This is a genomic window from Streptomyces sp. NPDC050535, from assembly GCF_044457665.1.
Taxonomy (GTDB): domain Bacteria; phylum Actinomycetota; class Actinomycetes; order Streptomycetales; family Streptomycetaceae; genus Streptomyces.
This window is the reverse complement of the sequence record NZ_JBITHE010000008.1, coordinates 236,431-258,097: the sequence shown is the minus strand read 5'-3', so window position 1 is coordinate 258,097 and position 21,667 is coordinate 236,431. Positions and strand designations below refer to the sequence as shown.

At 70.5% G+C, this 21,667-nt stretch carries 18 protein-coding genes; 13 read left to right on the top strand and 5 right to left on the bottom strand.

Annotation, left to right across the window (positions count from 1 at the left end):
- Positions 1-231 precede the first annotated feature (231 nt).
- Genes ACIBLC_RS20410 through ACIBLC_RS20390 form a run of 5 tightly spaced genes read left to right on the top strand, consistent with a single transcriptional unit; the run spans position 232 to position 6,359 of the window.
- Positions 232-1,476: an extracellular solute-binding protein gene (locus ACIBLC_RS20410; RefSeq protein WP_399212414.1), complete on the top strand. Its 1,245-nt coding sequence runs from the start codon at positions 232-234 to the stop codon at positions 1,474-1,476.
- A 28-nt stretch (positions 1,477-1,504) separates the two neighbouring features.
- Entirely contained in the window at positions 1,505-2,497 is a 993-nt protein-coding gene (locus ACIBLC_RS20405; protein ID WP_399212413.1) for a carbohydrate ABC transporter permease, read from the top strand.
- On the top strand, positions 2,494-3,336 hold the full coding sequence (locus tag ACIBLC_RS20400) for a carbohydrate ABC transporter permease (protein ID WP_399212412.1): 843 nt from the start codon (positions 2,494-2,496) through the stop codon (positions 3,334-3,336). The genes ACIBLC_RS20405 and ACIBLC_RS20400 overlap by 4 nt, the downstream gene beginning before the upstream one ends.
- A gap of 32 nt (positions 3,337-3,368) precedes the next feature.
- On the top strand, positions 3,369-4,883 hold the full coding sequence (locus tag ACIBLC_RS20395) for a beta-N-acetylhexosaminidase (protein ID WP_399212411.1): 1,515 nt from the start codon (positions 3,369-3,371) through the stop codon (positions 4,881-4,883).
- Between the two features lie 48 nt (positions 4,884-4,931).
- Positions 4,932-6,359 carry a cellulose binding domain-containing protein gene (locus tag ACIBLC_RS20390; protein WP_399212410.1) on the top strand — a complete coding sequence of 476 codons (1,428 nt, stop codon included), beginning with the start codon at positions 4,932-4,934 and terminating at the stop codon, positions 6,357-6,359.
- A gap of 106 nt (positions 6,360-6,465) precedes the next feature.
- Here ACIBLC_RS20390 and ACIBLC_RS20385 read toward each other — a convergent pair whose 3' ends face one another.
- Both ACIBLC_RS20385 and ACIBLC_RS20380 read right to left on the bottom strand, forming a co-directional pair.
- On the bottom strand, positions 6,466-6,729 hold the full coding sequence (locus ACIBLC_RS20385; RefSeq protein ID WP_399212409.1) for an Atu4866 domain-containing protein: 264 nt from the start codon (positions 6,727-6,729) through the stop codon (positions 6,466-6,468).
- Positions 6,730-6,880: 151 nt separating this feature from the next.
- On the bottom strand, positions 6,881-9,805 hold the full coding sequence (locus tag ACIBLC_RS20380) for an ABC transporter substrate-binding protein (protein WP_399212408.1): 2,925 nt from the start codon (positions 9,803-9,805) through the stop codon (positions 6,881-6,883).
- Between the two features lie 353 nt (positions 9,806-10,158).
- Here ACIBLC_RS20380 and ACIBLC_RS20375 point away from each other — a divergent pair, with 353 nt between their 5' ends.
- Entirely contained in the window at positions 10,159-10,689 is a 531-nt protein-coding gene (locus ACIBLC_RS20375; RefSeq protein ID WP_399212407.1) for a hypothetical protein, read from the top strand.
- A 19-nt stretch (positions 10,690-10,708) separates the two neighbouring features.
- Here the strand turns inward: ACIBLC_RS20375 and ACIBLC_RS20370 are convergent, their stop codons facing one another.
- Both ACIBLC_RS20370 and ACIBLC_RS20365 read right to left on the bottom strand, forming a co-directional pair.
- Positions 10,709-11,899: a PotD/PotF family extracellular solute-binding protein gene (locus tag ACIBLC_RS20370; protein WP_399212406.1), complete on the bottom strand. Its 1,191-nt coding sequence runs from the start codon at positions 11,897-11,899 to the stop codon at positions 10,709-10,711.
- 305 nt (positions 11,900-12,204) lie between these two features.
- Positions 12,205-13,644 (bottom strand): gamma-aminobutyraldehyde dehydrogenase, encoded by a 1,440-nt coding sequence (locus tag ACIBLC_RS20365; RefSeq protein ID WP_399212405.1) that lies wholly within the window; start codon positions 13,642-13,644, stop codon positions 12,205-12,207.
- Between the two features lie 196 nt (positions 13,645-13,840).
- Between ACIBLC_RS20365 and ACIBLC_RS20360 the strand changes: the two genes are divergently transcribed.
- From ACIBLC_RS20360 to ACIBLC_RS20330, 7 genes are all read left to right on the top strand, one after another.
- Positions 13,841-14,365 carry an Lrp/AsnC family transcriptional regulator gene (locus tag ACIBLC_RS20360; protein ID WP_399212404.1) on the top strand — a complete coding sequence of 175 codons (525 nt, stop codon included), beginning with the start codon at positions 13,841-13,843 and terminating at the stop codon, positions 14,363-14,365.
- A complete protein-coding gene (locus ACIBLC_RS20355; protein ID WP_399212403.1) occupies positions 14,350-15,732 on the top strand; it encodes an aspartate aminotransferase family protein in 1,383 nt (460 codons plus the stop codon). Before ACIBLC_RS20360 ends, ACIBLC_RS20355 begins: the two co-directional genes overlap by 16 nt.
- Before the next feature lie 240 nt (positions 15,733-15,972).
- Positions 15,973-16,710, top strand: coding sequence for an ABC transporter ATP-binding protein (locus ACIBLC_RS20350; protein ID WP_399212402.1), 738 nt, complete (start codon positions 15,973-15,975; stop codon positions 16,708-16,710).
- Complete coding sequence (locus ACIBLC_RS20345; RefSeq protein ID WP_399212401.1) at positions 16,692-18,128, top strand: hypothetical protein; 1,437 nt, start codon at positions 16,692-16,694, stop codon at positions 18,126-18,128. The genes ACIBLC_RS20350 and ACIBLC_RS20345 overlap by 19 nt, the downstream gene beginning before the upstream one ends.
- A gap of 111 nt (positions 18,129-18,239) precedes the next feature.
- Entirely contained in the window at positions 18,240-18,647 is a 408-nt protein-coding gene (locus ACIBLC_RS20340; protein ID WP_399212400.1) for a VOC family protein, read from the top strand.
- A 169-nt stretch (positions 18,648-18,816) separates the two neighbouring features.
- Positions 18,817-19,932: an LOG family protein gene (locus tag ACIBLC_RS20335; protein WP_399212398.1), complete on the top strand. Its 1,116-nt coding sequence runs from the start codon at positions 18,817-18,819 to the stop codon at positions 19,930-19,932.
- Between the two features lie 187 nt (positions 19,933-20,119).
- Positions 20,120-20,776 (top strand): LAETG motif-containing sortase-dependent surface protein, encoded by a 657-nt coding sequence (locus ACIBLC_RS20330; RefSeq protein ID WP_399212397.1) that lies wholly within the window; start codon positions 20,120-20,122, stop codon positions 20,774-20,776.
- 75 nt (positions 20,777-20,851) lie between these two features.
- On the opposite strand, the gene ACIBLC_RS20325 is transcribed toward ACIBLC_RS20330, so the two are convergent.
- Positions 20,852-21,661 carry a maleylpyruvate isomerase family mycothiol-dependent enzyme gene (locus tag ACIBLC_RS20325; RefSeq protein ID WP_399212396.1) on the bottom strand — a complete coding sequence of 270 codons (810 nt, stop codon included), beginning with the start codon at positions 21,659-21,661 and terminating at the stop codon, positions 20,852-20,854.
- Positions 21,662-21,667 lie beyond the last annotated feature (6 nt).

Genomic DNA, 21,667 nt, shown 5'->3' with positions numbered 1-21,667 from the left:
GCGATTGCCCTTTTGGTCAGGTCCAGTGTAGTCACCGCCGTGCGGTGATCGTCCAGCTTCCGGCCTGATCGCGCGTCAAATCCCAATGGGTACAAGGGATTGACGCCACAGATTGGTCTATGCCACCTTCGTCCACACGTCAACAGGCGAGCTGTCCAGTGGGCCTCACTGGTCAGGTGGTTAGGTCATGTCTTCCCGAGGTGAACCGTGAAGCTCCGTTTGCTTGCCGGCATGTCCGTGCTCCTGATGACCGCCGGGCTGAGTGCCTGCGGCGGTTCCTCCGACACGTCCGGCGACGACTCCGGCGGGAGCACGGCCATCGACGTCTGGCTGATGCGCGACAGCGTCTCGGCCGCGTTCCAGGACGACTTCGTCAAGGGCTTCGAGACCGCCCACCCGGACATCGAGGTCAAGGTGCAGATCCAGGAGTGGGACGGCATCGGCGAGAAGGTGACGGCCGCCCTGGCCAGCAACGACGCACCGGACGTCATCGAGACCGGCAACACCCAGGTCGCCCGGTTCGCGCAGAGCGGGGGGCTGCTCGACCTCAGCGACAAGGTCGGCGAACTCGGCGGGAAGGACTGGCTCAAGGGCCTCGCCGAGCCGGGCGCCTACGAGGGCAAGCAGTACGGCATCCCGTACTACGCCGCCAACCGCGTCGTCATCTACCGCACCGACCTCTTCGAGGAGGCGGGCGTCGACGCGTCCGCCATCAAGACCCGCGACCAGTGGATCGCGGCCACCGAGAAGCTCAACTCCGGTGACACTCAGGGTATTTACCTGCCGGGGCAGAACTGGTTCACCCTCGCCGGCTTCGTCTGGGACGAGGGCGGCGACCTCGCCGCCGAGTCCGGCGGCAAGTGGCAGGGCGCGCTGGACACCCCCGAGGCGATCCGCGGCATGGAGTTCTACGAGAAACTCCAGGCCCTCGGCAGAGGCCCCAAGGACTCCGACGAGGCCAATCCCCCGCAGGCGGACGTCATGGCCAAGGGGAAGGTCGCCCAGGTCATCTCCTCCCCCGGCGGCGCCAACACGGTCATCGAGAGCAACCCCGAACTGAAGGGCAGGCTCGGCTTCTTCCCGATCCCGGGGAAAAGCGCCAGTACACCCGGCGCGGTCTTCACCGGCGGCTCCGACCTCGTCATCCCCACGGCCTCCGGCAAGCAGGACGCGGCCTACACCTTCATCCGCGAACTCACCGGCGACGCCTGGCAGAAGAAGCTCGCCGTCGCCATGAGCTACGTCCCGAACAAGACCACCCTGGCCTCCGCGGTCGCCGCCGACCCGGGCGCCGCGGCCATGGCGGTCGGCGCCGCCGAGGGCCACGCCACACCCAACACCCCTGGCTGGGCGGCGGTGGAGGCCAAGAACCCGATCAAGGACTACCTGACGGCCGTACTCACCGGAGGCGACCCCCACAAGGAAGCCGCCATCGCGTCCGAGGCCATCACCACGGCGATGAACTCCGGCTCCTGAACCGCCCCGCACCGGAAGGAGAAGCGCCGTGTCGGCCGCCGTACGAGAACAGACCGCCCCCCGTCCGCCGATCGGCGCCGGGCCGCCCCGGCGCTCCCCCGGCCCGGGACCGCGCCGCCCGGCGAAGTCCGCGGGCCGCGGGATATGGCCATACGTCCTGATCGCGCCCGCCGTCCTCGGCACGCTCTATCTGCTCGTGTACCCGTTGGCCCGTGCCGTGGTGATCTCGCTCCAGGACTTCGGACTGCGCCAACTCATCGTGGGTGACGCGCGGTTCGTCGGGCTGGAGAACTACGGGACGCTGCTGGGCGACAGCCACTTCTGGGAGGTCGTGCGCCGCACCTTCCTCTTCATGGCGGTCGACGTCATCCTGATCATGGTGCTGGCCACGCTGGTCGCGCTCATGGTCGAGCGGCTCGGCCGGTTCGGCCGGACCACCGTCCTCAGCGCGCTCGTGCTGGCCTGGGCGATGCCCGTCATCTCGGCGACCACCGTCTTCCAGTGGCTGTTCCACTCCGAGTTCGGCATCGTCAACGCGGTCCTGACGGGCCTCGGGTTCGAGTCCTTCGACCGCTATCCCTGGTTCGCCCACGGGCCGGCCGCCTTCGCCATCGTGGTCACCCTCGTCGTGTGGCAGTCCGTGCCCTTCGCGGCGATCACCCTGTACTCGGCGCTCACCACCGTCCCCACCGAGCTGTACGAGTCGGCGCGGCTGGACGGGGCGTCGGGGCCGCGGATCTTCCGCTCCGTCACCTTCCCGATGGTCCGGCCGATCTTCATGCTGGTGTTCTCGCTCGAGGTGATCTGGACGTTCAAGGCCTTCGTCCAGATCTGGGTGATGACCAACGGCGGGCCGGGCGACGCGACCACGATCCTGCCCGTGTACGCGGTGCAGACCGCCCTGTCGAGCCAGCGCTACGACCTCGGATCGGCGGCCTCCATGGTCACCGTCCTCCTGATGTCGGGCGTGCTCGTCTTCTACTTCCGCCAGATGTTCCGCCAGGAGGACGAGCTCGCATGAGCACCACCCGGCCGCCCCGCGTCCGCCGTATCCCGCTGAACGCCGCCGCCTTCGTGACGGTCGTGCTCTGTCTCTTCCCGGTCTACTGGATGGCCGCCACCGCGTTCACCCCGACCCGCGACATCCAGTCCGACAACCCCCGGCTCGTCCCGGAGACCTGGACGCTCGACCACTTCCGCACCGCCGTGGGCGCCGACGGCTTCGGCCTGTTCTGGCGCAACAGCATCCTCGTCACGCTGAGCGCCGTCCTGCTCGCCCTCGTCATCGCGCTCGGCGCCGCCTACGCGGTCGCCCGGATGAAGTGGAGAGGGCGTCGGCAGTTCATGCTCATGGTCTTCATCGCCCAGATGGCGCCCTGGGAGTCACTGATCATCCCGGTCTACATCATCTCCCGGGACACCGACATGCTCGACCGGCTGCCGACCCTGACCCTCGTCTACTTCATGATGACGCTGCCCTTCACCGTCATCGTCCTGCGCGGCTTCATCGGCACGATCCCCCCGGAGCTGGAGGAGGCCGCCCAGGTCGACGGCTGCACCCGGCTCGGCGCGTTCCGGCGGATAGCGTTCCCGCTCCTTGCCCCGGGCCTGATGGCCACCTCGCTGTTCGGCTACATCACCGCCTGGAACGAGTTCACGTACGCCAACTTCCTGATCATCAAGCAGCAGGACAACCGCACCCTGCCCGTGTGGCTGTCCTCGTTCCAGAACGTCTTCGGCACCGACTGGGGCGCCACCATGGCCGCCTCGACCCTCTTCGCCGCCCCGGCACTCGTGGTGTTCCTGCTCCTCCAGCGCCACGTCACCTCCGGCTTCGCGGCCGGGGCGGTCAAAGGCTGACCTCCCACACCACCCCGTTCCGGAGAAGATCCATGCCCGCACTCGTACCCCGTCCCACACAGGCCGCGTTCCGGCCCGGCCACTTCAGCCTCGACGACGACACCGCGCTGCACATCGGCGCGGGCGCCGAACCGGCCGCGGACCTCCTGCGCACCCTGCTCGCCCCCGCCACCGGACTGGCTCTACCGCGCTCCCCGGAGGGGCAGTTCACCCTGGCGCTCGACTCCGCCCTCGGCCACCTGGGCGAGGAGGGATACATCCTCAGCGTCGACCCGCACACCGCTCTGCTGCGCGCCGCGCACCCCACCGGACTGCTCCGCGGAATCCAGACGATCCGTCAACTCCTGCCCCTAGAGGCCCTGTCGGCGATCCCGCGGCCCGGCACCCGGTGGCTGCTGCCCTGCGCCGAGATCACGGACATCCCGCAACACCCCTGGCGCGGCGCGATGCTGGACGTGGCACGCCACTTCCAGCCCGTCTCCTATCTGCGCCGGTACGTCGACCTGCTGGCCCTGCACAAGATCAGCGTGTTCCATCTGCACCTCACCGACGACCAGGGCTGGCGCATGCCGGTCGCCGCCTACCCCAAGCTCACCGAGATCGGCGGCCACCGCACGCAGTCCCAGACCGGACCGGCCGGCGGCGACGCGTTCGACGGCGTGCCGCACGGCGGGGCGTACACGCGGGCCGAACTCGAGGGCCTGGTCCGGTACGCGGCCGCTCGCGGTGTCACCGTCATGCCGGAGATCGAGATGCCCGGGCACGTACGGGCCGCTCTCGCCGCCTATCCCCGCCTGGGCAACCATCCGGAGCGCGCCCTCGACGTCTGGACGCGCTGGGGCGTGTGCGACACCGTCCTCGGCGTCCACGACGAGGTCCTCGACTTCTGCCGTACGGTCCTCGACGAGGTCATGGACGTCTTCCCCTCGCCGTACATCCACGTCGGCGGCGAGGAGTGCCCCACCACCGAGTGGACGCACAGTGTCGCCGCACGCGAACGCGCGGTGTCACAGGGCCTGGCCGACCCCGAGGCCCTGCACGGCTGGTTCCTCGCCCGGATCGGCGACTTCCTCGTCGGGCGCGGACGGCGCCCGATCGGCTGGGCCGAGACGGGCGCCGAACTGCCCCTCGACTTCACCGTGATGACCTGGCGCGACCCGGCCCACACCCTGACGGCGGCCCGGCGCGGCCACCCCGTCGTCAGCGCGTACCACCGGGCCACCTACCTCGACTACGCGCAGACCGGCGGCGCGCACGAGCCGCGGGCGCAGCCGGGACCTGTCGTGGATCTGCGCGCCGTTCACGCCCACGACCCGGTGCCCGAGGACGCCGACGACCGGGCGGCCGGGCGGGTGCTCGGCACCCAGACCCAGCTGTGGACCGAGTTCGTCACGACGCCCGCCCACATCGAGTACCTCACCTACCCGCGGCTGTGCGCGCTCGCAGACCGCGGCTGGAGCGGCGCCACCGACTGGGCCGACTTCAGCTCCCGCCTCGCCGAGCACACGGCCCGGCTCGACGCGCTCGGCGTCGAGCGCCACCCCTGACCCGAGTCCCGTTCCGGGAAGCCCCCACCGTTCTGGAGAGGAACAACGATGAGATTCACGAAGAACCGGCTGCGCACAGCCGCGGCCACCGCCATCGCCGCAGCCATGGGCGCCGCCGCCCTCACCGCACTCCCGGCCACCGCGTCCGCGGCCGGCGACGGCCTGAGCGTCCAGTACCGTACGAGCGCCACCGGGGCCCGCGCCGACCAGAGCGAACCCTGGTTCAAGGTGCGGAACACCGGCACCACGAGCGTGCAGTTGAGCGGCGTCAAGGTCCGCTACTACTTCAAGGCCGACTCGGCGGGCGCGACCTACCGCTTCGCCTGCTCGTGGGCCGTCAAGGGCTGCGCCAACGTCACGGGCGTCTTCGGCACGCTCACCAACCCGACGGCCACCGCCGACCGTTACCTGGAGATCGGCTTCACGTCCGGTGCCGGCTCGCTCGCCCCGGGCGCCGACACCGGCGACATGCAACTCCGCTTCTACCAGTCGACGTGGGCGTCGCTGAACCAGAGCGACGACTACTCCTTCGGCGCCGCCCAGACCTCGTACGGCGACTGGTCCAAGGTCACGGCGCAGCTGGCCGGCAGCACCCTGTGGGGCCAGGCCCCCGCGGGCAACGAGCCGACGGACCCGCCCACCGACCCTCCGACCGATCCTCCGGCGAACGGCGCCACCCTGTTCGACGACTTCAACTACAGCGGCCACACCGACCCGAGGATCTCGGCCAACGGCTGGAGCGTGCGCTCCAACTCGGGCGGCCCCGGTGTGCCCGGCGCCACCTGGGCACCCGAGAACGTCACCTTCTCCACCGCGAGCGGCAACTCCATCATGAACCTGGAGACCTCGACCGCCGGTACCGGAGCGAGCACCGAGCAGACCGAGATCCTCACCAAGGCGACGAAGTTCAAGAACGGCACCTACGCGGCCCGGGTCAGGTTCAACGACGCGCCCAAGTACGGCCCGGACGGCGACCACCTCGTCCAGACGTTCTTCACCATCAACGACCTCAAGGCACCGCTCGCGGACGACTACGCCGAGTACGACTTCGAGTACCTGCCCAACGGCGGCTGGGGCGAGCCGTCGAACATCCTTTACACGACGTCCTGGGAGACCTATCAGGCCGACCCGTGGGTGGCGGTCAACCAGCACACCGAGAGCCGCCAGAGCTACGCCGGCTGGCACGACCTGGTGCTGACCATCGACAACAGCAGCATCAAGTACTACGTCGACGGGCAGCTGTTCGGCACGCATGACGCCGCGTACCTGCCGGAGCGGCCGATGTCGATCAACTTCAACCAGTGGCTGATCGACCTCGCCGGCCAGACCAGCACCACGGCGCGGGCGTACGACCAGCAGGTCGACTACGTCCTGCACGTCAAGGACCAGGTCCTCACGCCGGCCCAGGTCGCCGCGAAGGTGACGGCGTACCGCGGCTCGGGCACCACGTTCCAGGACACCGTCCCCAACGGCTGATCCCCTCGCCCGACGACGGGGGCGGAGGGCCGCGCACGCACCGGGTGCGTGGCCCTCCGCCCCCGCGCGTCAGCCGGTCGGTCCGAGCACTGTGTCGCCCCCCGCCTCACCTCTGCGCGCCGCCCTCCCGGTGGAGGACGAGGTGCTCGTGGAAGAGCACACCGTCCCGGACGTCACCGGTGGCGGTGAACCCGGTGTCGTCGACGTAGTCGATGTGGTCGCCGGTGACGCTGTAGCTGCCGGTGTAGGCGCTCCGCCGGCTGCCACGGGCCTCGTCGTAGCGGCCGTTCGGGAGAAGTTCCTGCCGGATGTGACCGTCCGCCGTCACCCACATGCCGACGAAGGGGTGCGGCGCCGCGTTCGTGTTCATGGCTCCACGGTCGCGCCCCGACGCGCCAGGAACCAGGCCACGGTCCATCGCAGGAACCGCGTTCCTGGGTGCCCGGCACCCACCCGGAACTCCCTGTTCAGGAGGTGATCGAACTCGGGCTCATGGTAGGTCCGTGGGGTCGCGACGGCCGTCACTCGGTCATGTACGCGTTGAGCGGCGACAGCCCGTCCAGGTCCACCTGGAGCCCCTTCAGCCTGGAGCTGTGGAGGAACGTGCGTACCGGCACGTACACCGGGATGGCCGCCGCCTGCTCCATCACCCGTCGGTCGACGGTGGACCACTTCTCGCCCGCGGCCGCCAGGTCGGTCGTCGCGTTGGCCTCGTCGATCGCGGTGTTGACCGCCGTGCTGTCGAGCCGGGAGAAGTTCGAGGTGGTCGGGTAGGTGAAGCGGCCGTCGAAGGAGTCCGGCAGGTACGCCGACGCCAGCGGGAGGCCACTGACGTTCATCGGCAGGCGGACGAGGTCGTACGCGCCCTCGCCCACGTTCTCGTAGAGGTCGGAGACGTCGGCGTTCTCCAGCGTCACCCGGAAACCGGCCTTGTCCAGAGCCTTCTTCACCGCCTTCGCCCGAGCTTCGTCGGCTGTCGTCGCGTAGGCGAGGGTGAGCGGGTAGCCCGTCTCACCGGCCTCGGCGAGCAGCGCGCGGGCGCGGGCGGGATCACCGTGATCCCCCGTCCTGTACAGGTCGAAGTCTCGCGCACCGGGGATGCCCGGCGGCATGAGGTGGTGTGTGGCGACGCCGTCCTCGCCGCTCGCGGCCAGGACGTCCGCCGCCGGATACGCGGTGGCGATGGCCTGACGGACCTTCAGTTCCGGTACCCGCTCGGTGTCGACGGTGTACGCGTGGACATAGGGGGCCGGTGACGTGACACGGACCGTGCCGCTGCCCGTGGCACCGTCCGCCGCGCCCAGCCCGTCCTTGTCCAGCGAACCGGAGAACGTCATCACGGCGGAGCCCGAACCGGCCGCGCGGATACGGGTCTTGATCTCGTCGAGGGTGAGCGCGCCGGTGATCTCGTAACGGTCGGGGTACGCCGTGCGCACCGGGTCCGTGTCCGCGCGCCACTTCGGATTGCGGGTGAGCGTCAGGTTCTTGGCGCCGGTGAAGGAGTCGACCTGGTACGGGCCCGTCGACGGAAGGAGTGTCGAGGTGCCGGAGATGTCGGCGACCCGCTCCGGCACCGGTGCGCCGTTGGGTCCGGCCAGGACGACGTTGAAGTCGGGGTGTGCGCCGTCGAGATGGAAGACGATCGTGCGGTCGTCCGGGGTCTCGATGACGCCCGGCGGCATCGCGTGTTCGGCGCCGATGCCGTCCGCGTCCTCGGGACCGAGCAGGAAGCTGCGAAGGGTGCGGTCGCCCATCGGGAAGTCGTCCGGATCGAGGGCGCGTTCGACCGCGTACGCGAAGTCCTGGGCGCGTACGGGTGATCCGTCGTTGTAGGTGAGGCCCGGTTTGAGGGTGAACGTCCATTCGCGGCCGTCCAGAGCTGACCGGCCGGTGTCCTGGGCGAGGTCCCCCACGAGGCGGACGGAGCCGTCGGGCAGGGTTTTGAGGGAGGTCAGGCTGCGGTGGACGAGGCGGGAGATCAACCGGTCGGACCCGGACCACATGTTGCCCGGGTCGAGGGTGGTGATACCGCCGGGTTCGAGGACCGTGACCGTGCCGCCCTTTCGGGCGGAGCGCACCGCCGGGGCCGGGCCCCTGGAGTCGGTGGCCGAACCGAGCGTCAGGGTCTCGGTCTTCGCAACCGGGGCCACGCCGACGCCCTTCGGTCCGCCCTGGCCGCTCTTCGCGCCGCCCTCGTCGCCGTCGTCGCCGCCGAAGGGCAGCAGGACCGCGAGCACGGCCACCATCGCGGTGACGACCGCGGAGGCCCCGATCCACGCGACGCGACGCCCGCGACGCCGAACTGCCGGGAGAGCGGGCGGCGGATGTCCCGGGAGAGGCGGCGCCAGCAGGTACGAGGTGGGATCGGGCCCGGGAGGCACGGCGTCCGTGGCGAGTCCCTCCGGTACGAGGAGTCGCTGATCGCGGGCCGCGTCGGCGGAGCTCGCCGGTGAGGTCGAGGCGGAGCCGCGGCCCGGAAGCCCGGGGTGATCCGGGGACTGGGCCTCGGGCGCGGCGTGATCCGGGGACTGAGCCGCGGGCGCCGCCTGATCCGAGGGCCGGGCCGCGGGCGCCGCGGGCTCGCGGAGGCCCGGCGCGGGGAGGCCCGGCGCGGGGAAGGCCAGCGTCTCGAACGCCGCTCGCGCCTCCTCCGCCGTCGGCCGCTCCCCGACCGGCTTCGCCAGCATCCGGCCCACCAGCTCGTCCCACTCGGGAGCGAGCCCCGGACGCCGTGCCGACGGCTTCCGCGGTGTCTCGTACACATGGCAGTGCATCAGCGCGGGCGCCGACGCCGCGTCGAAGGGCGGCGCCCCGGTGAGCATCTCGTACACCGTGCAGCCCAGCGCGTACACATCCGTACGACCGTCGTCCGCGCCCCGCGTGAAGCGCTCCGGCGCCATGTAGGCGAGGGTGCCGATGGGAGAGTCGGCGGTCGCGGTGAGCCGGCCGCCGGTCGTCGCGTCGAGGAACTTGGCGATGCCGAAGTCGAGCACCTTGACCGTGCCCTCGTCCGTGACCATCACGTTCGCCGGTTTGATGTCGCGGTGCACGATGCCGGCCCGGTGCGCGGTCACCAGGGCCCGGCAGACCTGCGCCGCCAGCACCGCGACCCGCTCCGGCGGCAGCGGGCCCCCGGCCAGCAGCTCGCCCACGGTCCGGCCCGAGAGCAACGGCATGACCAGGTAAGGGACTTCACCGTCCGCCCCGTGGTCGAACACCGGCACGATGTAGGAACTGTCCAGCGCGGCGGCCGCCCGCGCCTCCCGCCCGAACATGGCGAGCAGCCGCTCCCGTTCGCCGTCGACCGTGCCCGGAGGCAGGCTCAACAGCTTGACGGCCACCGGGCGTTCGAGCCTCCCGTCGTCGGCACGCCACACCACGCCCATGCCGCCCGCGCCGATCCGCTCCGTCAGCGTGTACCGGCCGTCCAGGATCGTGCCGCGCATCCCCGCCCCCACTCGCCCGCACATTCGGCAACCTCAATGTACCTACGCACAAAGCGAGTTGACCGGTTCCCGGGTGAGGTGCGGGGACTTGCGTGACCGGTGGGGACGTCCCATGCTGGCCCCGACTCCGATGCGGGGGGGACCTTGAGATGCGGTACGGGCGCGGCGTACGAGCTGCCGCCGTTGTGGCTGTGCTGGTGTGGGCGGCCGGCTGTTCGGACGGCGGCGACGGAGCGAGTGGAGCGTCGTCGTCGCCCGCTGTGCCGACCCCGGCGACCGGGACCGCGACGGGGACCGGGCCCGGGACCCCGTCGAGCAGTCCGCCAGAGTCTCCGTACAGCGACAGCGACACCGTGCTGTTGGCCGAGGACGACTGCTACGGATCCGTGACGGGCAGCGCGCCGGGTCGTGTCGACGAGATGGCCTGCGACGACCCCGACGCCATCGGCAAGGTCCTCAAGCGCGCCGAGGAGAAGACGACCCAGAACACCTACATCGACTGCCCCGCCCCCACGGACGACGTGCTGGGCATCAGCGACGCGGGCGGACCGGAGCTCGCGGGCCCACGTGACTACTCCCAGTACGTGGACGGTGTGGGCTACGCCTGCGTACGCAACCTCAGGGCTCCGCACCCCGGCGACCCGGGCGGAGGAGGCATGGAGATCCGCGTCGGTGACTGCCTGTGGACCTCGGGCCCGGTCGACCAGTACAAGGAAGTCCCCTGCGAAGGGGAGACGTTGCCCGACGTCAAGATCGTCGGGCAACCGGACCTGGACGACAACTGCCCACGCGCGGACGACATCCAGCTGACGGAGGACTCCATCCTGAACGTCGCCGGGCTGGGCGGCCCGACCTACTGCGCGAGGCGTCTCACAAACCTGTGAGCGGATGGGCCCGCCCGGACTACAGCCCCGCGATCGCGTTCCACCGTTTCGCGAACTCCGTGCGTTCCGTGGACTCGATGTCGCGGGCGATCGCGAGCCGCTTGCGCATGGTGGAGTCCGGGAAGATCAGCGGGTCCTCGGCGAGGGCGGCGGTGTCCTCGTCCTTGGAGGAGGCGAGGACGTCCTGGGCGGCGGGGACCGGGCAGACGTAGTTGACCCAGGCGGCCAGTTCGGCGGCGACCTCGGGCTGGTAGTAGTAGTCGACGAGTTTCTCCGCGTTGGCCTTGTGCCGGGCCAGGTTGGGGATCATCAGGGACTCGGCCCACAGCTCGGCGCCCTCCTCGGGGACGACGAAGCGGATGTCGGGGTCGTCCGCCTGGAGCTGGATCACGTCACCGGAGTACGCCTGACAGGCGAGGACGTCTCCGCCGGCGAGGTCCTTGATGTAGTCGTTGCCGGTGAAGCGCCGGATCTGCCCGTTCTTCACGTACTTCTCGACCTGGTCGCAGACCTGGTGGAAGTCGTCCGCCGTCCACTTGGTGATGTCGACGCCGTTGCCCTGCATCAGCAGCGCGAAGGCCTCGTCCAGGCCGGAGAGAAGGGTGACCCGGCCCTTGAGGTCGTCCGCCCACAGGTCGGAGACGTGTTTGATCTCCCGGCCGACCTTGCGGCGGTTGTACGCGATGCCGGTGATCCCCGACTGCCACGGCACGGTGGACCCGCGGCCGGGGTCGAAGGCGGGCGAACTCAGCAGCGGGTCAAGGTACTTGGTGACGTTCGGCTGCTTGGACCGGTCCATCTCCTGGACCCAGCCGAGCCGGACGAAACGGGCGCACATCCAGTCGCTGATGACGATCAGGTCGCGGCCGGTCCGCTGGTGGTTCATCAGGGACGGGCTGATCTTGCCGAAGAACTCGTCGTTGTCGTTGATCTCCTCGACGTAGTCGACCGAGATCCCGGTGCTCTTCTCGAAGGCGTCCAGGGTCGGCCGCTTCGTCGTGTCCTCGTCGTCCGTGTCGATGTAGAGCGGCCAGTTCGCCCACGTCAGCCGTTTGTCGCGGGCGGAGAGGTCGGCCCCTGCCCGGTCGCCCGGCGACACGTACGCGGCGGGCACCCCGCACCCCGCCAGGGCGCCGAGCGCCGCGCCACCACCCACGGCACGCAGCAGGGACCGTCGGGACAGGGGCGAGGCCTTGCGAATCACTGGCACCCGGGCAGCATGCCGCGATCGTCCCGGCCGGGACAATGGACGCTGCGTCGAGCACTCACGCGTCGACCCGACACCCTGTCGATCAGTTAGTACGGCAGGCAGCGGCGGGCGCTGGGTGAGCCGGCCCACCCAGCGCCTCACCCCACACCGACCGGCCCCCCAGAGGCCCCCGCACACCGGCGCCGTGAAGAACGCCCGACCATCGCGCGGGAAAAAGCGCGCGGCCCCGGACGGATCAACTCCCGTCCGGGGCCGCGCTCTCGACGTACCGGCGCCTCAGAGCAACCATGAGGCGCCCCGCCAGGCTACGCGTCCAGCGACGTCATCACGTGCTTGATCCGCGTGTAGTCGTCGAACCCGTACGCCGAGAGGTCCTTGCCGTAGCCGGACTTCTTGAAGCCGCCGTGCGGCATCTCGGCGACCAGCGGGATGTGGGTGTTGATCCACACGCAGCCGAAGTCGAGGGACTTCGACAGCCGCATCGCCCGCCCGTGGTCCTTCGTCCAGACCGAGGAGGCGAGGGCGAACTCGACGCCGTTGGCCCACTCGACGGCCTGTGCCTCGTCCGTGAAGGACTGGACGGTGATGACCGGGCCGAAGACCTCGTTCTGGATGATCTCGTCGTCCTGCTTCAGGCCCGACACGACGGTCGGCGCGTAGAAGTAGCCGGTCTCGCCGACCCGGTGGCCGCCCGTCTCGACCTTGGCGTGGGCGGGGAGGCGCTCGATGAACCCGGAGACCTGCTTGAGCTGGTTCGGGTTGTTCAGCGGGCCGTACAGCACGTCCTCGTCGTCCGGCTGCCCGGTCTTCGTCTCGGCGGCGGCCTTGGCGAGCGCGGCCACGAACTCGTCGTGGATGCCCTCCTGGACCAGCACGCGGGTGGCGGCCGTACAGTCCTGGCCCGCGTTGAAGAAGCCCGCCACCGAGATGTCCTCGACGGCCTTCGCGATGTCGGTGTCCTCGAACACGACGACCGGCGCCTTGCCGCCCAGCTCCAGGTGGACCCGCTTGACGTCCTTGGACGCCGACTCGGCGACCGAGATGCCCGCACGCACCGAGCCGGTGATGGAGGCCATCGCCGGGGTCGGGTGCTCGACCATCGCGCGGCCGGTGTCCCGGTCCCCGCAGATGACGTTGAAGACGCCCTTGGGGACGATGCCGCCGATGATCTCGGCGATCAGGACGGTGGAGGCGGGGGTGGTGTCCGACGGCTTCAGGACGACGGTGTTGCCGGCCGCGAGCGCGGGGGCGAACTTCCACACCGCCATCATCATCGGGTAGTTCCACGGCGCGACCTGCGCGCAGACACCGATGGGCTCGCGGCGCACGATGGAGGTCAGACCCTCCATGTACTCGCCTGCGCTGCGCCCCTCCAGCATCCGGGCGGCGCCCGCGAAGAAGCGGATCTGGTCGACCATCGGCGGGATTTCCTCGGAGCGGGTCAGCCCGATCGGCTTGCCGGTGTTCTCCACCTCGGCCGCGATCAGCTCCTCGGCCCGCTCCTCGAACGCGTCCGCGATCTTGAGGAGCGCCCGCTGCCGCTCGGACGGCGTCTGGTCGCGCCAGGCCGGGAAGGCCGCGGCGGCCGCCGCCATCGCGGCGTCCACGTCCGCCTGACCGGACAGCGGCGCCGTCGCGTACGCCGCACCGGTCGCGGGGTTGACGACCTCGGTGGTCCGCCCGTCGGCGGCATCCCGGAACTCACCATCGATGTAGTTGCGCAGACGACGCAGCTCGGTGCTCACTGCCGGCCCTCCAGGTTAGGTGTCCGTTGACCTCAGATGTCCATACGCTGAGACACCCACCCTAATCCGTGTACCCACGTTTTCAACACCCCCGATTGCCCCAGAACTGCGAAATCCGCAAGACTCGCACCCGTAAACAACGAATTTCATCGCAACGACCTTGCGGATCCGTCGAGCCGTCGGGCAGAGTGAAGCCGTGGCCAGTCGAAGCGCAGACCCAAGGGACTCCCGCGAGTCCAGGACCGGGTCCAGGACCGAGTCCAGGAACGGCAGTCCCTCGTTGGACACCGTCTCCCTCGCCATCATCGAGCAGCTCCAGCAGGACGGACGGCGCCCATACGCCGCGATAGGAAAGGCCGTCGGCCTCTCCGAGGCGGCCGTGCGCCAGCGCGTCCAGAAGCTGCTCGACCAGGGCGTGATGCAGATCGTGGCCGTCACGGACCCGCTCACCGTGGGCTTCCGTCGGCAGGCGATGGTGGGCATCAACGTGGAGGGTGATCTGGAGCCGGTGGCAGACGCCCTGACCGCGATGCCGGAAGTCGAGTACGTGGTGATGACCGCGGGCTCGTTCGACCTCCTCGTGGAAGTCGTCTGCGAGGACGACGACCACCTGCTGGACGTCATCAACAAACGCATCCGGGCCCTCCCCGGAGTGCGCTCCACCGAGAGCTTCGTCTACCTGAAGCTCAAGAAACAGACCTACATGTGGGGAACCCGATAGCCGTGAGCACCAAGGACCTCAGCAAGACCGCGTACGACCACCTGTGGATGCACTTCACCCGCATGTCCTCGTACGAGAACGCGCCCGTCCCCACCATCGTGCGTGGCGAGGGCACCTACATCTACGACGACAAGGGCAAGCGCTACCTCGACGGTCTCGCGGGTCTGTTCGTGGTCCAGGCGGGCCACGGCCGCACGGAACTCGCGGAGACGGCGTTCAAGCAGGCGCAGCAGCTGGCCTTCTTCCCGATCTGGTCCTACGCCCACCCCAAGGCCGTCGAGCTCGCGGAGCGGCTCGCGCACTACGCGCCGGGCGACCTGAACAAGGTGTTCTTCTCCACGGGCGGCGGCGAGGCCGTGGAGACCGCGTGGAAGCTGGCGAAGCAGTACCACAAGCTCACCGGCAACCACACGAAGTACAAGGTCATCTCGCGCGCGGTCGCCTACCACGGCACCCCGCAGGGCGCCCTGTCGATCACCGGCCTGCCGGCCCTCAAGGCCCCCTTCGAGCCGCTGGTCCCCGGCGCGCACAAGGTCCCGAACACCAACATCTACCGCGCCTCGATCCACGGCGACGACCCGGTGGCGTTCGGCCGCTGGGCCGCCGACCAGATCGAGCAGGAGATCCTCTTCGAGGGCCCGGAGACCGTCGCCGCGGTCTTCCTCGAACCGGTGCAGAACGCGGGCGGCTGCTTCCCGCCGCCCCCCGGCTACTTCCAGCGCGTGCGCGAGATCTGCGACAAGTACAACGTGCTGCTCGTCTCCGACGAGGTCATCTGCGCCTTCGGCCGGCTCGGCACGATGTTCGCCTGCGACAAGTTCGACTACATCCCGGACATCATCACCTGCGCCAAGGGCATGACCTCGGGCTACTCCCCGATCGGCGCCACCGTCATCTCGGACCGCATCGCCGAGCCGTTCTACCAGGGCGACAACACCTTCCTGCACGGCTACACCTTCGGCGGCCACCCGGTCTCCGCGGCCGTGGCACTCGCCAACCTCGACATCTTCGAGCGCGAGGGCCTCAACCAGCACGTGCTGGACAACGAGGCGAACTTCCTCCAGACCCTCCAGAAGCTGCACGACCTGCCGATCGTCGGCGACGTCCGCGGCAACGGCTTCTTCTACGGCATCGAGCTGGTGAAGGACAAGGCCACCAAGGAGACCTTCACGGACGAGGAGTCGGAGCGCGTGCTCTACGGCTTCGTCTCCAAGAAGCTCTTCGAGTACGGCCTCTACTGCCGCGCCGACGACCGCGGTGACCCGGTCATCCAGCTGTCGCCGCCGCTGATCGCCGACCAGTCGACCTTCGACGAGATCGAGGGAATCGTCCGTCAGGTGCTGACGGAGGCGTGGGCGAAGCTCTGATCCACGCCTCACGCCTCACGCCCCACGCCCCGCATTCCGGTCCCCGGATCCTTGTGATCCTGTGATCAACACCGGCCCCGGTGCCGCCCGTACGAGTGAGAATGGGCCGCCCGGGGCCGCGTGCTGTCCGGCCTCCCCGCCCCGACTCCCTAGCGTGCCCAGTGACCGATCGGCCCTGCCTTCGTTCCCCCGACCGGGGGACTTGGCAAGGCAAATCAGATCTGAACCGAGGTGTACGCGATGGTGGCCCCGCCTGACAACGACGTGCTCTGGGCACGCGCCCTGCACGTCAAGCACGACGGCTCGCCCGCGCTCAGCGGTGTCTCGCTCGGCGTACGCGAGGGCGAGATCCTCGCCGTCGGCGGCCCGCGCGGCAGCGGCAAGACGACCCTGCTGCGGTGCCTGTCGGGTCAGCTGCTGCCGGCGCGGGGCGAGGTCTGGTTCAACAGCGCGCCCGTGCACACCATGGGACCGCTCGCCCGTGAACGGCTGCGCCGCGACCGCTTCGGCTGGATCGACCCGGTGCCGGTCCTCGTCCCCGAGCTGAACGTCTGGGAGAACGCCGCGCTGCCCCTGATGCTCCGCGGCTGCGGACGCCGGGCCGCCAAGACCGCCGCCCTGGAGTGGCTGGAGCGCCTCGACATCGGCGGCTGCGCCCGTAAGCGCCCGCACGACCTGCTCCAGGCCGAGCGCCAGCGCGTCGCCGTCGCACGCGCTCTCGTGCCCGCGCCCACCCTGCTCTTCGCCGACGAGCCGACCGCCTCGCTGCACCGCGCCGACCGCGCCCATGTGCTGCGTACGCTCACCACGGCGGCCCGTTCGCACGGCATCACGGTCATCCTGGCCACGCACGACGCGGAGACCGCGGCGCTCGCCGACCGTACGGTCTCGCTCCTGGACGGGCGGCGCGTGAACACCGTCCACCTGCCCCCGGTCGCCGAGTCGGAAGGCCGGCCCGCGTGCTCGCTCTCCGTCTAGCCCGCGGGGCCCACCCCCTCGTCCAGCTGCGCCGGCTCCTGGTCACCGCCGCGTCGGCCGGGACCGGCTTCCTGCTGCTGTGCACGCTGGGGTACGCGATGGCGCATCCGGACGCCTCTACCGCGTCGGTGCTCCGCCTGACCTGGTGCGTCGCTCCGCTGGCCGCCACGGTGTACTTCGCCGTCGCGGTCGCCCGCGCCGACCCCGGCACCCGGCCGCGCCCCGGCCTCTCGGCGATCGGCCTGGGCCCCGGCCGCCTGATGGCCGTCTCGGCGGTCACCACCGCCCTGTCCACCCTCCTCGGCTCGATGCTCGCCCTGCTCTTCTTCCTGCACCTGCGCGGAGACCTGACGGGCATGCCCTTCGACGGCTCGGCGGCGGAGTTCCTCGCCGCGGACCGGCCCCTCCCGCTGCCGGCCGCGCTGACCCTGCTCGCGCTGGTCCCGCTGGCGGCATCGGTGGCGAGCGCGGTGGTACTGCGTCCGCGGAACACGACGGTGCGCTTCGGAAACGCCTGGCTGGCCGCCCGCGCGGCCATGAGCGCGGTGAGCAGCGCTTCGGCGCGCACCGACCAGGACGCGCCCCCGCACACGCCTCGACACACCAAGAGCGCGCACGCCGGCCAGGACGCGCGGGCGTACGACCGTTCCGCCTCCCCCGGGAGCGTCGACGCGTACGGCTTCGCCGACATCTCCGGAAACGACGCGGCGGCATACGAACGCTCCGGCGGCGACGCGGCGCTCTACGACGTCACCAGCCCCCCGGACTCGGCGCGGCTCCGCCAGTTCCCCGAGCTCCCTCCCGCTACCCGGACCGCCCCGGGCGGCCTCCCCTGGGGCGCCGCCGTACTGGCGGCGGGCCTCGCCGTGGAGACGTACGCGAGCCGCTCCGGCTCGGCCACCGGTCTGGCGCTGCCGGGCGGTTTCGCGGGCGGGCCGGCGGGGGTGCTGGCCGGCTGGGCGCTGACCGCGGTGGGCCTGGCGATGGCCGGGCCCGCGATCACGTACGCCTGCGGGCGGGTGCTCCAGGCGGTGCGGCCGGGCGCTCTGCGGCTGCTCGCCGGGCGGGTCCTCCAGGCCGAGGCGCGGCGCATCGGGCAGCCGCTCGGCGTGGTGTGCGCGGTCGCGTCGGGCGGCTACGCGGTGGCGACGCTCTACACCGGCGCGCGCCCCGACTTCGGTCCGCTGACCACCCTCGGCGCCCTGGTGGTCGCGGGGTGCACCGTCCTGACCCTGGCGACGGCCGCCCTGGAGGCCAGGCAGGCGCGCGCGGACACCATCGCCGCGCTGCTGCGGCTGGGCGCGCCGGCGACCATGCTCCGGAGCGCCGCCGCCCTGCGCGTCGGCGCGCTGCTCGCCGTGTTCGGCCCGCTGACCTGGGTGGTCGCCGAACTCGCCGCGCTCCCCCTGGTCCGCTGACCGCCCCCGGGAGAAAAGTCCGCGCCGAACGATGAGTTCCGCGCGGACCCAGGGTCTATCCCTGCGAACGACACCTCAGCGCGCCGTACCGCACCTATGGGAGACCTGGACATGTACCAGCAGATGATCTTCGTGAACCTGGCCGTCGCCGACGTCGACACGTCGAGGAAGTTCTTCACCGAGCTCGGGTACACGATCAACCCGCAGTTCTCGACGGAAGACTGCGCCTGCGTGGTGATCAGCGACACGATCGTCGCGATGATGCTGAGCAAGCAGCGCTACGCCGACTTCACGAAGAAGCAGATCGCGGACTCCACCAAGACCAGCGAGGTCCTGCTGTGTCTGAGCGCCGAGAGCCGCGAGAAGGTCGACGAGCTCGTCGACAACGCCATCGCGGCGGGCGGTTCGGCCGCGGGCGAGACCCAGGACCACGGCTTCATGTACGGCCGTGCCTTCGACGACCCGGACGGCCACACCTGGGAGGTCATGTGGATGGACCCGGCGGCGGTCCAGGGCTGATCCGCCGCGCACGCGCACGCGGCCGACGCGGGCCGGTTCCCACGCACCCGACTGTCCCGGGGCCGCCTCACCGTACGACGGCGGCCCAGGGCAACCCAAAGCCCTCGATGGGGGCCTCAGTTCGCGGGACACCTGCGAACGCGGCCGCCCGTATGCCTAGCATGGCCGTGTGCAGCCGACCTCCCTCCATGCTTCCCACGACCGTGAGATCGAGTCCCTCGCCGAGTTCGACGAGACCGTCTCGAAGCACGGTTCACTCGCCGGCCTCCGCGTCCAGGCAGTCGATCTGACGGGCCGTACGACGGATCTGCTGACCGTCGACACCACGGGCGCCGTCTTTCTCGGGTGCCCGATGGACCCCGACGCGGCGGCGAGGATACGCGGCGCGGGCGCGCTGGTCTTCCCGCCCGTCCCCGGCCTGCCCTTCGACCCGTACCGCGGCCTGCTCTACTCCCCCGGTGAACTCTTCGAAGGGCTCGACGCGGGCTACGAGGCGACACCGGACGCCGGCGCCTACGCCTGGTTCCAGCGGACCAAGGCCGACGGCGACATACTCGCGTCGATGCTGCGCGCGGTCCACGACGACTCGGTCTCCGACGCGCTCGACGAACTCCTCGTCGGCGCACGGGTGGTGGGCGTGATGGGCGGCCACGCGATGGCGCGCGGCACGCGGGCGTACGAGGGTGCGGCGCGGCTGGGCCGCGAGCTGGCGCGCGCCGGCCTCACGGTCGCCACCGGCGGCGGTCCGGGTGCGATGGAGGCGGCCAACCTGGGCGCCTACGCGGCGCCCTTCGACGACGACATGCTCCCCGAGGCGCTCGAACTCGTCGCGCGGACCCCGTCGTTCGTCCCCTCGGTGACCGACTGGGCGCGTGCCGCCTTCGACGTACGCGAGCGCTGGCCCTCCGGCGGCGCCTCGGTCGGCATCCCCACCTGGTTCTACGGCCACGAGCCGCCGAACGCCTTCGCCGCGCACATCGCCAAGTACTTCGCCAACGCGACCCGCGAGGACGGCCTGCTGGCCCGCTGCAACGCCGGCGTCGTCTTCCTGCCGGGCGCCGCCGGGACCGTACAGGAGATCTTCGACAACGCGACGCCGAACTACTACGAGTCCCGTGGCGAGCCGACACCCATGGTTCTCGTGAACCAGGCCCATTGGACCGAAAAGCACCCGACTTGGCCGCTCCTCCAGTCGCTGGCCAGGGAGCGCGCGATGGAGTCCAGAATCGCCCTTGTTGACCGTATCGAGGAGGCTCCGGAGGCGCTCAAACGTCTCGGCGGTTAACGACAAGGTAAAGGCAACGCCTTGGCAGGGCATATGCATTGACATCCCTTAGCTGGCGCTTATAAACCAGTGAGGCTACTGGGGGCGCTGTTGTGGCAGCAGAGCAGCAGAACGCCCCTCTCACCCCCCGCAGTTGCGCATTTCGTGAAGGGCAATCGTGTCCATATCTCGCCGTACCGCACGTTCTGTGCGAATTCTGGGTGTTGCCTCCGCGACCGCCGCGCTCGCGCTCGGCGTCGCCGGCAACGCAATGGCCTGCAACATCCGTGACTTCGCCGCTGTCGCCGCCTGCGACGACAACGGCAAGGGCATCATCACCGTCACCGACACGGACGCCTCGGGCGTGAAGGCCACCGTTTCGGTCTTCCTCGAGTCGAACGGCGCCGACGCCCGGCTCGTCGGCGAGGAGACGGTGGTCGGCACCCGCGAGGGCGCCACCGTCACGTTCTCGGAGGCCTGGACTCCCAAGGCCGAGTACCGCGTCCACATCAAGGCCGAGAACAACTCGGTCGACGAGGACATCCTGCCGAACCTGATCACGCCGGATGTGGCGTGCAAGTCCTCGGAGACCACGCCGCCCGCATCGACGCCTCCGGCTTCGGAGACGCCTTCCCCGTCCGAAACGCCTTCGGACTCGGCGACCCCGTCGCCCTCCGAGAGCACCACCACCCCCGCGACGACGGGCAGCAACGCCCCGTCCCCCGCGGCCGGTGAGTCCAACCTCGCCGAGACCGGTGCGAACTCGAACACGCCGATGATCGCCGGCATCGCCGGTGCGTTCGTCCTGGTCGGTGGCGGAGCGGTGTTCTTCGGAATGCGCCGCCGTGGCGCCGCGAAGGCCTGATCCTCACCACCGTACGAACGTGTGGCCCGTCCCCTCACCGAGGGGGCGGGCCACACGCCTGTACCCCCGCGGCACCTACCCGAAGGTCGCCCGCTCCAGCCAGAACTCCAGCAGCTCCCGCTCCCCCAGTACCTCCAACCGCCCGCCGTCCAGCGGCAGCCGACGGTAGAAGGCGAGGAGTACGTCGGTGAGCGGGCCCCGCAGCGCGACGGTCGCCCTCTCGTGGCCCCGGCGCCAGACGACACCCTTCTCGGTGAGCTCGACGACCCACTCGGCGTTCAACCCGGCGTCCGTGTCGGTGGCGTGGAGATGGATGCCGCGGCCGGTTCCGCGCAACTCCCTTGCCGGGTCGTGCGGCTGGGTCCGCTGTATGTACTCCACGATCCCCAGCCACTCGTCGATCGCGTCGGCGGCCACCTCGGGTTCGACCTCGTACGGCAGCCCGGCGGCCAGCGTCGCGTCGGCGCGGTGGATCGCCAGCTCGTGCGTCATCCGGCGGGCCCAGAAACCGGAGTTGTGGACGCCGGCCCACGCCCAGACCTCCGTGTCGGGCCCCGCCTCCCGCAGCGTGCCGACGAGCATCTCGCCGGTCTCCGCGAGCCAGCCGTCCAGGGCCGCGGGATCACCCTCGGCGGCCGGTCCCGCGGCCCACGGCACGTCCTCGTCGGGAACATTCTCCCGCGCCCTGGTGCGCACGAGGAGTTCGACCCAGCGCAGCGCCCCGCCCGTATGCCGTACGAGCTGCTCGAGCGACCAGTCCGGGCAGGTCGGCACGGTGGCGGACAGCACGACACCCTCCGAGTTCACCACGTCCCTCAACTGCCGTACCTGCGCCTCGATCGCGTCGCAGTAGCGGTCGTGCCCGAGCTGTCCGAATGGCGTCATGGGCCG